At 71.7% G+C, this 11,003-nt stretch carries 10 protein-coding genes and 1 pseudogene; 7 read left to right on the top strand and 4 right to left on the bottom strand.

The features are described 5' to 3' along the window. The 6 genes and pseudogenes from ACFPZ3_RS13410 to ACFPZ3_RS13385 all read left to right on the top strand — a co-directional run. Positions 1 to 304, top strand: a pseudogene (locus ACFPZ3_RS13410) (SCO3242 family prenyltransferase); the annotation flags it as partial. Beyond that, positions 301 to 1,179, top strand: a complete 879-nt coding sequence (locus ACFPZ3_RS13405) for a sugar phosphate isomerase/epimerase family protein (RefSeq protein WP_379514367.1) — start codon at positions 301 to 303, stop codon at positions 1,177 to 1,179. The pseudogene ACFPZ3_RS13410 and the gene ACFPZ3_RS13405, both read left to right, overlap by 4 nt. Beyond that, positions 1,176 to 1,781, top strand: coding sequence for an EboA domain-containing protein (locus ACFPZ3_RS13400; RefSeq protein ID WP_379514366.1), 606 nt, complete (start codon positions 1,176 to 1,178; stop codon positions 1,779 to 1,781). The genes ACFPZ3_RS13405 and ACFPZ3_RS13400 overlap by 4 nt, the downstream gene beginning before the upstream one ends. Continuing rightward, entirely contained in the window at positions 1,781 to 2,647 is an 867-nt protein-coding gene (locus ACFPZ3_RS13395) for a TatD family hydrolase (protein ID WP_379514365.1), read from the top strand. The genes ACFPZ3_RS13400 and ACFPZ3_RS13395 overlap by 1 nt, the downstream gene beginning before the upstream one ends. Further along, positions 2,647 to 3,774, top strand: coding sequence for a metabolite traffic protein EboE (gene eboE, locus ACFPZ3_RS13390; RefSeq protein ID WP_379514364.1), 1,128 nt, complete (start codon positions 2,647 to 2,649; stop codon positions 3,772 to 3,774). The genes ACFPZ3_RS13395 and eboE overlap by 1 nt, the downstream gene beginning before the upstream one ends. Then, positions 3,771 to 5,129 carry a nucleotide pyrophosphatase/phosphodiesterase family protein gene (locus tag ACFPZ3_RS13385; protein WP_379514363.1) on the top strand — a complete coding sequence of 453 codons (1,359 nt, stop codon included), beginning with the start codon at positions 3,771 to 3,773 and terminating at the stop codon, positions 5,127 to 5,129. Before eboE ends, ACFPZ3_RS13385 begins: the two co-directional genes overlap by 4 nt. A 96-nt stretch (positions 5,130 to 5,225) precedes the next feature. On the opposite strand, the gene ACFPZ3_RS13380 is transcribed toward ACFPZ3_RS13385, so the two are convergent. Together ACFPZ3_RS13380 and ACFPZ3_RS13375 are read right to left on the bottom strand one after the other, a co-directional pair. Further along, positions 5,226 to 5,648, bottom strand: coding sequence for a hypothetical protein (locus ACFPZ3_RS13380; protein WP_379514362.1), 423 nt, complete (start codon positions 5,646 to 5,648; stop codon positions 5,226 to 5,228). A gap of 84 nt (positions 5,649 to 5,732) precedes the next feature. Further along, on the bottom strand, positions 5,733 to 7,757 hold the full coding sequence (locus tag ACFPZ3_RS13375) for a protein kinase domain-containing protein (protein WP_379514361.1): 2,025 nt from the start codon (positions 7,755 to 7,757) through the stop codon (positions 5,733 to 5,735). A 723-nt stretch (positions 7,758 to 8,480) separates the two neighbouring features. On the opposite strand from ACFPZ3_RS13375, the gene ACFPZ3_RS13370 reads away from it, so the two are divergent. Then, positions 8,481 to 9,116 carry a DinB family protein gene (locus ACFPZ3_RS13370; protein WP_379514360.1) on the top strand — a complete coding sequence of 212 codons (636 nt, stop codon included), beginning with the start codon at positions 8,481 to 8,483 and terminating at the stop codon, positions 9,114 to 9,116. A 111-nt stretch (positions 9,117 to 9,227) separates the two neighbouring features. Here the strand turns inward: ACFPZ3_RS13370 and ACFPZ3_RS13365 are convergent, their stop codons facing one another. Together ACFPZ3_RS13365 and ACFPZ3_RS13360 are read right to left on the bottom strand one after the other, a co-directional pair. Then, positions 9,228 to 9,833, bottom strand: a complete 606-nt coding sequence (locus ACFPZ3_RS13365) for an HD domain-containing protein (protein ID WP_379514359.1) — start codon at positions 9,831 to 9,833, stop codon at positions 9,228 to 9,230. 216 nt (positions 9,834 to 10,049) lie between these two features. Further along, entirely contained in the window at positions 10,050 to 10,832 is a 783-nt protein-coding gene (locus tag ACFPZ3_RS13360) for a DUF899 family protein (RefSeq protein WP_379514358.1), read from the bottom strand. Positions 10,833 to 11,003: the final 171 nt, after the last annotated feature.

Genomic DNA, 11,003 nt, shown 5'->3' with positions numbered 1-11,003 from the left:
CACCCCGCCCGCCACCCCGCCCGCCACCCCGCCCGCCGCTCCGATCCCCGATCGGACCTCCGACGCCGCCACGCAGGCCGCGCTCGCCCTCTGGTACGCCACCCAGTTCGCCCCCTCCCAGGCCCGCGCCGTCACCGAGCCCTCGGCCGACCGCGTCCGGGCAGCAGTGACGGCCGGGATCGTCAGCCTGCCCGCCCTCCAAGGCGCCCTGGTCGCGCGGGCCGGTGCGCCCCGGATCGGCCTCGCCCTGGCGGCGGCGGTACCGCTGGCCCGCCGCCTGGCCAGAAAGGTGTCCCCGACATGATCCGATTCGGCTACGGCACCAACGGCTTCGCCAACCACCGCCTGAGCGACGCCCTGGACGTCATCGCCGGCCTCGGCTACACCGGCGTGGCCCTCACCCTCGACCACCACCACCTCGACCCGTACGCCGACGGCCTCGGCCAGCGCGTGGCCAAGCTCGCCGACCGCCTGCGCACGCTCGGCCTGGGGGTGGTGATCGAGACCGGCGCCCGCTACCTGCTCGACCCCCGCCGCAAGCACGCCCCCACGCTGCTGGACGACGACCGCGACAAGCGGGTGGACTTCCTGCGCAGGGCCGTGGCGATCGGCGCCGACCTGGGCGCGGAGGCGGTGTCGTTCTGGGCGGGCGTACGTCCGGGCCACGTCGATCCCGCCCTGGCCTGGGAGCGGCTGGTGGACGGCTGTACGCGGCTCCTGGACACCGCGCACGGCCCGCCACTGGGCTTCGAGCCCGAGCCAGGGATGCTCGTCGAGACCATCGACGACTGGCGGACGCTGCGCAGGATGCTCGGCGAGCCGGACGGCTTCGGCCTCACCCTGGACATCGGCCACTGCCGCTGCAACGAGCCCGACCCGGTGCCCGACTGTGTGGCGGCCGTTGCCGAGCACCTGGTCAACGTGCAGATCGACGACATGCGGCGGGGCACGCACGAGCACCTGGAGTTCGGCGAAGGCGAGATCGACTTCCCGCCGGTGCTGCGCGCCCTCGCCGACTCCGGCTATCGCGGCCTGGTCGCCGTCGAACTGCCCCGCCACTCGCACGCCGCCCCGGACGTGGCGGCCCGCTCCCTGTCCTTCCTCCGCCACGCCGAACAAACGTCCGCGCACCGCCCCGAGGCCCTACCCGCGCGCCCACCCGAAGGAGGCCGTACGTGACGTCGCCCGACCTCCTGCGCGCCGCACTCCGCGACACCCCCGGCTGGCCCTGGCTGGACGGCTCCCTCGGGGCCGCCGCCAACCGCCCCGAGACGGCGGCGCGTTCGTTCGCCGCCGCGGGCCGGCGGGCAGGACGGGCCCCGCTTCCCGGCGCGCCCGGCTGGACGGCCGACGAGGCGGCCAGGACGTTGCTGCTGGCCGCGCTCCCGCCCGGCCGCGTCACCACCGAGGCCACCGACCTGTACCACCACGGCGACGCCGACGAGAAACGCGCCGTGCTCAAGGCCCTGCCCCTGCTCCAGATCGGCCCATCGGCCGTGCCCCTTCTGCGCGACGCCATCCGTACCAACGACGCCCGCCTGCTGGCCGCCGCCCTCGGCCCGTACGCCCGCCACCTCGACCAGGCCGCCTGGCGCCAGGCGGTGCTCAAGTGCGTGTTCATGGGCGTGCCCCTGGACATGGTTCACGAACTGGACGAAAGGGCGGACGGGGAGCTGGCCGGCATGCTGGCCGCGTTCCTGGAAGAGCTCACCGCGGCCGGCCGCAGCATGCCCCAGGACGCTTCGGCCCTGCTCCGCCGTCTCACCAGCGAGGAGACCTGATGCGCATCTTCGACCCGCACATCCACATGACGTCGCGTACCACCGACGACTACGCGCGTATGGCCGCCGCCGGGATCGTGGCCGTGGTGGAGCCGGCCTTCTGGCTGGGGCAGCCCCGTACCCATCCGGGTTCGTTCACCGACTACTTCGACTCGCTGATCGGCTGGGAGCCGTACCGGGCCGCCCAGTTCGGCGTGGTCCACCACGCCACGATCGCGCTGAACCCCAAGGAGGCGAACGACCCCCGCTGCCTCCCCGTCCTGGACCTGCTGCCCCGCTACCTGGACAAGGACCGCGTCGTCGCGGTCGGCGAGATCGGGTACGACTCCATGACCCCCGAGGAGGACACCGCCTTCGAACGGCAGCTCGCCCTGGCGATCGAGCACGACCTCCCGGCCCTGGTGCACACCCCGCACCGCGACAAGGCCCGCGGCACCAGGCGCACGCTCGACGTCGTGGCCGCCTCCGGCATCGCGCCCGGCCGGGTCGCGGTCGATCATCTCAACGAGGTGACCGTCGGGCTGGTGAAGGACTCCGGATGCTGGATGGGGTTCTCGATCTACCCCGAGACCAAGATGTCGCCGCCGCGCATGGTGGAGATCCTGCGCGAGCACGGCACCGGCCGCGTGCTGATCAACTCCGCCGCCGACTGGGGCGTCTCCGACCCGCTGCTCACGCTGGCGACCGCCGAGGCGATGCTGGCGTCCGGGTTCAAGGAGGACGACGTGGAGCAGGTGTTGTGGCACAACCCCGTCGAGTTCTACGGCCAGTCGGGCCGCCTCGACCTGAGCGCCGCGGGTCTGATCACGGGGCTGGCCACGGGGCCGACGTTCGCGGGCAGCTCCATCAAGCGCGGCGGCGAGTGATGCGGCTGACCCACCCCTCCGGGACGACCTCGCACCTGAGCTACTGCACCAACGTGCACCCGGCCGAGGACCTGGAGGGCATCATCGGCCAGTTCGACACCTACGCGGTCCCGGTCCGCGACCGCCTCGGCGCGAGCGTGCTGGGGCTCGGGCTCTGGCTGGCCGCGCCCGTGGCCGCCGAACTCGCCGCCGACCCGGCGCTGCGCGGCAGGCTCCGCGACGAGCTGTCCGTACGGGGGCTGGAGGTCGTCACGCTGAACGGCTTCCCCTACCGTTCCTTCCACGACCCGGTGGTCAAACACGCCGTCTACCACCCGGACTGGACGACCAGGGAGCGGCTGTCGTACACGCTGGATCTGGCCCGCATCCTCGCCGACCTGCTCCCCGGCGACGCCGCCCGCGGCTCGGTCTCGACCCTGCCGCTGGCCTGGCGCGACCCCTGGAACGCCGCGATGGCGGGACAGGCCGCCCGCCGCCTGGACGAACTGGCCGCGGGCCTGGCCGCCGTCGAGGCGGAGACCGGCAGGACGGTACGCGTCGGCTTCGAACCCGAGCCCGGCTGCGTCGTCGAGACCACCGCCCAGGCCATCACCCACCTGGCCGGCGCCGACACCGACCGGCTCGGCCTCTGCCTGGACCTGGCGCACCTGGCCTGCGCCTGGGAGGACCCGGCGGGCGCGCTGAAGGCCCTGCGCGCCGCCGGCCTGCCCATCGTCAAGGTCCAGCTCTCGGCCGCCCTGGAGACCGGAGAGCCCGAAGCCCTGCGCGACTACGTGGAACCGCGCTTCCTGCACCAGACCCGCACCGCCGCGGGCCACCGGGCCGACGACCTGGACGAGGCCCTGGAACGCGGCCTGCCGGCCCCATGGCGGGTCCACTACCACGTACCGCTGCACGCCGCCCCCGCCCCACCGCTGACCACCACCATCCCGGTGTTGCGCGAGGCGCTCAAGGAGCTGGCCGGCGGCCCGGAGCCGCTGTGCGACCACTACGACGTCGAGACCTACACCTGGGGCGTGCTGCCGCCCGCGCTGCGGCCCCGTACCACTGAACAGCTCGCCGCCGGCATCGCCGACGAGCTGGACTTCGCCCGCACCGAGCTGCGTGACCTGGGAGTGACGGCATGACCAAGCTGCTGGTCCTGGACGTGGTCGGACTGACCCCGAGGCTGCTGGCGCACATGCCCCGCCTGCGCGCCGTCGCCGCCCAGGGCTTCCAGGCGGGGCTCGGAACCGTCCTGCCCGCCGTCACGTGCACGGCGCAGTCCACGTTCCTGACGGGGCTGCCGCCGTCCGGCCACGGGATCGTGGGCAACGGCTGGTTCTTCCGCGACCTCGGCGAGGTGCTGTTCTGGCGCCAGCACAACGCCCTCGTCGAGGGCGAGAAGCTGTGGCAGGCCGCCCGCCGGGAGCGACCGGGCTTCACGGTCGCTAACGTCTGCTGGTGGTACGCCATGGGCGCCGACGTCGACTGGACCATCACCCCCCGCCCGATCTACCGCGCCGACGGCCGCAAGGACCCCGACTGTTACACCCACCCGCCCGAGCTGCACGACGAGCTGGACCCGTTCCCCCTGTTCAGCTACTGGGGACCGGGCGCCGGCATCGCCTCCTCGGCCTGGATCAGCCGCGCCACCGAGCACGTCATGGCCACCCGCGACCCCGACCTCACCCTCGCCTACCTCCCGCACCTCGACTACGACCTGCAGCGTTACGGCCCCTCCGACCAGCGGTGCGCGACAGCCGCGGCGGAGCTCGACACCGTGCTGACACCCCTGCTGGACGCGGCGGGGGACAGGACCGTGGTGGTCCTGTCCGAGTACGGCATCACCGACGTCTCCCGCCCCGTCGACGTCAACCGCCTCCTGCGCGGCGAGAACCTGCTGAGCGTCCACACCCAGGACGGCATGGAGTACCTGGACCCGTGGACGTCGAAGGCGTTCGCCGTCGCCGACCACCAGATCGCCCACGTCTACGTCCGCGACCCCGCCGACGTGCCCGCCGTGGCCAAGCTGTGCGCCTCGATCGAGGGCGTCGCCGCCGTGCTCGACCAGGAAGGCAAGGCGGCCCACGGCCTGGACCACGCCCGCTCGGGCGACCTGGTCCTGCTCGCGGACCCCGACGCCTGGTTCACCTACTACTACTGGCTCGACGACGCCCGCGCCCCCGACTTCGCCCGCCTGGTCGAGATCCACCGCAAGCCCGGCTACGACCCGGCCGAGCTGTTCTTCGACCCGGCCGAGCCGGCCGCGGCCAAGCGCCGGGCCGGGGTGGCGCTGCTGCGCAAGAAGCTCGGCCTGCGCTACCTCATGAACGTCGTCGGACTCGACGCGGGCGCCCGCGCCGTACGCGGCTCCCACGGGCTGCTCCCCGCCGACCCCGCCGACGCGCCCGTCCTGCTCTGCTCCGACCCGTCCGCGGCCCGGGAACGGTACGAGGCCGTGCAGGTCAAGGAGCTGCTGCTGCGACTGGCGGCACGGTGACCCGCCCGCGTCACCGGGAACCGCCGTCGGTTCCCTGGCGGGCGATTCCGATGACGTGCGGGACGTGCCAGCGGGTGTAGCGGCCGAGCCGGTCGATCACGAATCCGGCCCGTTCGATGGCGGCGACCACGTCGCGGGCGGGATGACAACCCCGCACACGCGGGCCCACACCGGGGTGAGCGCCATCTCGGCCAGCGCCACGGCCGGGTTGGCGGAGCGCTGGTGCTCGTGGAAGCGCAGCTCGCCGCCGGCCACCAGGCGGGCCGCCGCGCGCAGGAAAGGGTCGGGCTCCACCAGGACGATCTCTTCGCAGGCGGCGGGGTAGCAGGTCAGCTTGACGCCGTCGCCCGCGCCGACCTCCAGCACCCGTCCCGACAGGCCCGCTATCAACTCCCGCCGCTGCGCGGTCACCACGCCGCCGCAGCGCACCGGGTGCGGGTGGTGGAACTGCTCCATCCCCCAGCCCACACCCGCCCTCGCATCGGGGGGAATGCCGGGCTGCGGAACGTGAACGACCATGGCTCCTCCTGAGGGACGACACCCCCAGCTTGCGGCGCCGGCCCGGACGGAGGGGGCATCCCTACGCGATTCCTACGGCGATCCTCACGCCTTCTTGACGGGGGTGAAGTACGGGAAGAAGTTCAGGCCGTCCGGCACCTCCAGCAGCTTGCGGACCAGCCTGCCGTCGAACGCCACGACCTGGACCTCGCTGAGGGTGGCGCTGTTGTCCAGCTCCCAGCAGTAGAGGTGCGACTCGTCGTACCAGCCGAGCACCTTGTCGCAGTCGGAGGAGAACGCGCGGACCCGCTTGCCGGTGGCGGTGTCCCAGAGACAGTGGCCCCCGCCGTCGCCTGGGCAGTCGGTGACGAACGTCCTGCCGGAGGGAGAGAACATGTCGGTGGTGCCGGACGAGAGCGAGCCGACTCCCGGCACGTCGCGTACGCGCCCGCCGGAGGCGTCGAAGAAACGCAGCCCCTCGTTCTTGCCGTAGACGGCGATCACGCCCGTCTCCGTGCCGTCCCAGGCGAAGTTGGAGCCCTGGACCGACGCGTCGGCCACGTCGACCACGCTGACCTTGGCCCTGTTCACGTCCACGACGGCGAAACCCGTGGTGACCCAGTCGTCCTTGACCTTTTCCGAGACGTTGAGCAGGATCCTGGAGCCGTCCTTCGACCAGGAGCGGATGGTGCTGATGAGCGGCTTGCGTACCGTCTTGACCCGGAAGCTGGCCCCCGCCACCCTGTCGGTGATCAGCACCGAGTCGTGGCCGTCCGAGGTGTACTGCTGCGGGCGTCCCGCCAGATAACGGCCGTCGGGGGAGACCCGCGACTCCCAGTTGCGCGGGTACCGGTCGAACGGGCCGTGCGACGACTGCCGGGCGTAGTCGGCGTCGTCGCCGAGCTTCTTGTCGGTGATCTCGTACGCGGTCAGCGCGATCGGATCCTTCGGCTGCTCGAAGAGCGTGATCGCCCCGCCGGGGAGCGTACTCGTCACAGGGGCCGTGAGCGGCGCGGCCCCGGCCGTCTCTCTGGAAGCTCTGGCCGTCTCCCGGGAAGCCGCGTCCGGCGCGGCACCGGTCGTCTCCCGGGGAGTCGCGCCCGATGCGGCCCCGGTCGTCTCCAGGGGAGCAGCGTCGGAGGTTCGCCGGGAAGCCGTGTCCGAGCCGATCCCCGGCACCGCCGTCACGGCCCAGACCAGCGCGACCACCAGCACGACCGTGGCAGCGGCCGCGACACCGGTGGCGACCGGCCCCATCCTCCCGCGTACGCCCGTGGGCGCGGCCTGTCTGGCCCCCCACTCGAGCAGGCTCGCATCGGGCACCGAATGCCCGAGCAACCGCTTGATCACCTGCTCGGCCGTCGGCCGCTCGGCCGGATCCTTCGACAGGCACCGCTGCACCACGTCCCGCAACGGCCCGTCGAGCCGCCCCAGATCGGGCGGCCCCTTCAACACCCGGCTCATCACCGGCCGCAGCGCGTCGTTGCCGAACGGCGCCCGCCCGCACGACGCGTACACCATCGTCCCCGCCCACGAGAACAGATCCGCCGCCGGCCCCACCGCCTCCCCGAGGATGTGCTCGGGAGACATGTACGCGGGCGTCCCCACCGGCGTGTCACTGAACGTCGAGGTGGCCGCGAGCGCACGGGCGATGCCGAAGTCGATCACACGAGGCCCGTCCGCGCCGACGATGACGTTGGCCGGCTTGAAATCCCGGTGCACGATCCCGCCCTGGTGGATCGCGGCCAGCGCGGTGGCGGTCCCGATGGCCAGCCGATCCAGCGCCGACCCGGTACGCGGGCCGTCCCGCATCACCATCGCCTGCAGGGAAGGCCCGTCGACGAACTCGCTCACGATGTACGGCCGGCCCTGCTCGACCCCCGTGCCGATCACCGCCGCCGTACAGAACGGCGCCACCTGCCGGGCGACCTCCGCCTCCCGCAGGAACCGCCCGATGCTCACGGCATCGTCCGACTGGTCGCGCCGCAACCATTTGACGGCCACCCGCGTACCCGCCGGATCCGCCGCCAGATAGACGACACCCTGCCCGCCCTCGCCGAGCCGGCCGAGCAACTCAAGCCCTCCCAGCCTCGGCGGGTCACCGGGCCTGAGCGGTGAGTATGAGGTCATGGTGGAAGTTCCGGCCTCAAGGAGTGCTGCTGGGTTCTCGTCCATCTCGCCTCCCCGGAGGAGCCGCCCTTGCGTACGGCAACCTAACCCCACCCCTCCGGGACCGGTCCCGCCCTCCACCACGGTGGCAACGAGCCCCCAGAGCCACATCCGGGGCTCCGGGGAAACTGCAAGGCCTTCCACAAGGGGGCGCTCGCGCCACGGGATTCCAGTCAGCGCCTCCCAAGGGGGCGCGCCTCCCTTTCGAACCCCCGACAACCCCGCTCGCTCGCGCTCGCCGAAGCACCGACCCGGGCCCTGGTTCCACGGTGGGTCGGGGGACCCGTTACGTCCACGGGAGCGGTCGCTAGTGCCCTGCGCCTGAAATTCGACGGATAACTCAGTACTGCTTTGGCCGGGAAGTTCGCCGGCTTGGCGGGCCGGTCCTTCCAAGAACCGGTTCGGTGAGAGTCCGCGCAGGGCTCGTACGTGCTCGACCAGGCGTTGTCGTACCCCCGGTGTAGCGTCCAGTCCAAGGTCAGGTTCATGATCTGCGGTTGACGGAGGTGCGGGGATGACGAGCACGACAAGCGAGCCCGTGGTGATGGTGTCCCGGCGCATCAGGGCCCGGCGGGGGACATCGCCCGGATCCCGGCCGACCCCGGACGCCTCCACACCCGGCGCGCCATATGAGGCCACCGGTGGATCTTCCACCTGGTCACGCACGGAGCCGGGGCGACGGTCGTGACCGAGATCTTCGACGGTTCGCGCATGCCGGAGGACAAACGCGCTGAAGTGGTCAGCGCGCGCCTGGTGGCAGAGGCAAATGGCGAGCACCCTGGAACGCCTCGCCCAACTGCGCGCCGCCCGGTGAACGCCGAACTCGACGCACTCAAGGGGGCCCTGGACCGCCAGCGCGAGCACGTCGTCGGGATCCTCGAAGGGCTCTCGGAGGAGGATCTGCGGCGGCCGGTGCTGCCCAGCGGCTGGAGCTGCCTGGGGTTGCTGCGCCACCTCACCCTGGATGTCGAACGCTTCTGGTTCCTCGGGGTGATCGCGGGCGAGCCGGATATGGCCGGACAGCTCACAGCGGGCGCGGAGGCGCACTGGTATGTACCCGAGGGGATGAGTGCCGAGGAGGTGTTCGCCGACTACCGGGCGGCCATCGCGCGGGCGGACGCCGTGCTCGCCGCCGCCACGCCCGAACAGGAGCCTGCCGCCTGGCCCGTGGAGATCTGGCCGGCCTGGCGGCTGCCTGACGTGCGGCACATCTTGATCCACGTGCTCACCGAAATCGCCTGCCACAGTGGTCACCTGGACGCGGTGCGTGAACTGATCGACGGCACGACCTGGCTCGGCGGTAACCCCTACGTCGGCTAATGCCGTGACCGGAAACGATCACCGGGGTCGGGTGAGAATTCCGCGCTGCGGATGCGGGCGCGTTCGAGGCGTTGGGCGGCCAGTACGTCGGGGCGGCGGGCGGTCGCAGGACTAGTCAACGGACAAGTGGCCGAACGCGCCGCGCCAGGTTGCGTACCACTGACGAAACCACGGGTGAGACTGCGCCAGCGGAACAATGGAACCGACCGTCTCCCGGTAGTACGCACGGCGTTTCTCCGGCCGGGGATGGCTGTCCAGGCGTTGCACGTTGCTCAGCCGGTCCGCCAGCTTGACCACGAGCGCATCAGCCGGCGCATCCCGCAGCCGAGCCAGATACGCCGCCCGCACCTCCTCGCGCGACTCGCCCTCAGCCGCCGCAGGCTTGGTCACCCACTCCACCAGAACGGTGACACGGTCGCCGAAGTGATTCCGCACCTCATCCAGCGAGCAGTCGGTGTCTTCGACCACGTCGTGCAGGACCGCCGCTCGCAGCATGTCGATGTCGGTCGTGTTCACCGCCTCAGCCAGAACGGTCACGACCTCAAGCAGGTGCTGCATGTACGGCTCACCGGCGGGTCGCCTCTGGTCGGCATGCCGAAGTGCCGCGAAGTCGACCGCTTTGTCCAGCAAAACCAGGTCCTGCTCGGAAATGCGGTTCGTCAACCGCCCGCGCAGGGCCGGCCAACCGTCCTTCGCCTCGAACGTCTGAAGCGCCATAGCCACGCCGTCCCCCTCCCCGTTCACTTACCTGCAGCTCCAGCGGCGAGGACGTCGCCGCTGAAACACACACGATAACGAGACCAACCCAAGCCGCAGACTCTCCGGCCGCACGACCACCGAACACATCGGACTTGATCGCTAATACGCCCACCGGCCGAGCGCGCGGGCGGAACCCTCGCATCGTCCGAGGATCCCGCCCGGCACGAAGGCTTGTCAGTGATGGTGGCCGTTCCGGCCGAGGGTCTCCACGGGGGTCGCGCCGGGGCGGGTCCACTGCGGCACGGGGCGGCTGGTCGGGCCCCAGGTGGCGGTCCCCTCCGCGTCCGAGCGCCAGGACCAGCACGCGTGGCGCCCCTCGGGCCAGCCCTCGGGCTTGTCCTCCCACGCCTCGCCGCGGCCATAGGGCGTCATGTCGAGCAGGACCATGGAGCCGCTGACCCGCTCGGTGCCGCGGGCCGTCGTGGAGTAGGTGAGGAACACGCGGTCGCCGTCGCGCAGGAAGCAGGTGAGGGCCCCCATTTCTCCGCCGACGGGCTCCTCCACGTCGCGCACCGAGTACCAGGGATGGGTGTAGCCCATGAACTCGACGAAGGAGGCCACCTCGTCCCACCGGCCCGTGGTCACGATGGCGAACGAGACGTCGCGGGCGTTGAGGTAGATGGCGTCCTTCAGGTGCCAGGCCACGAGGGTGCAGCCCTCGCACTGGCCCTGGTGCGGCGCGCCGTCGTGCCACATGTGCTTGTAGATGACGAGCTCGTCGCGGCCCTGGAACAGGTCCAGGAACGGGACAGGGCCGTCAGGTCCGACGATCTCGACCGTCCCGTCGAACTCCACCATCGGCAGCCGGCGGCGGGCCGCGGCGATGGCGTCGCCCTCGCGGGTGTGAGCCTTCTCCCGGACCATCAGCTCGTCACGGGCGGCCTGCCAGGTGGCCAGGTCGGCGATGGGCGGGCGGCCGGGCCGCGTGGCGGTCGGGTCACTCGGTGTGGTGGTCATGGTGTCCTCCGTGGTGTTCTCGTGCCGGGCACCGTCATGAGACGCCCCATGACGGTCATCAGAACAGACTCGCGACCCGGCGGGAACTCATCGCGTGCGTTCCTCAGCCGAGCCGGCACCGGCCACGTCGAGCTGACGAGGTAACAGACCCGATCCGATTCGATGACACCT

The organism is Nonomuraea insulae (genome assembly GCF_042656245.1).
The sequence above is the reverse complement of the archived record's forward strand: the minus strand, read 5'-3'. Positions and strand labels throughout refer to the sequence as shown.

What these genes read in the sequence shown, in the direction of transcription:
- ACFPZ3_RS13405 (WP_379514367.1), top strand. Translation starts at nt 301, where the DNA reads ATGATCCGATTCGGCTACGGCACCAACGGCTTCGCCAACCACCGCCTG.
- ACFPZ3_RS13395 (WP_379514365.1), top strand. Translation starts at nt 1,781, where the DNA reads ATGCGCATCTTCGACCCGCACATCCACATGACGTCGCGTACCACCGAC.
- eboE (WP_379514364.1), top strand. Translation starts at nt 2,647, where the DNA reads ATGCGGCTGACCCACCCCTCCGGGACGACCTCGCACCTGAGCTACTGC.
- ACFPZ3_RS13385 (WP_379514363.1), top strand. Translation starts at nt 3,771, where the DNA reads ATGACCAAGCTGCTGGTCCTGGACGTGGTCGGACTGACCCCGAGGCTG.
- ACFPZ3_RS13380 (WP_379514362.1), bottom strand. Translation starts at nt 5,648, where the DNA reads ATGGTCGTTCACGTTCCGCAGCCCGGCATTCCCCCCGATGCGAGGGCG.
- ACFPZ3_RS13375 (WP_379514361.1), bottom strand. Translation starts at nt 7,757, where the DNA reads ATGACCTCATACTCACCGCTCAGGCCCGGTGACCCGCCGAGGCTGGGA.
- ACFPZ3_RS13365 (WP_379514359.1), bottom strand. Translation starts at nt 9,833, where the DNA reads ATGGCGCTTCAGACGTTCGAGGCGAAGGACGGTTGGCCGGCCCTGCGC.
- ACFPZ3_RS13360 (WP_379514358.1), bottom strand. Translation starts at nt 10,832, where the DNA reads ATGACCACCACACCGAGTGACCCGACCGCCACGCGGCCCGGCCGCCCG.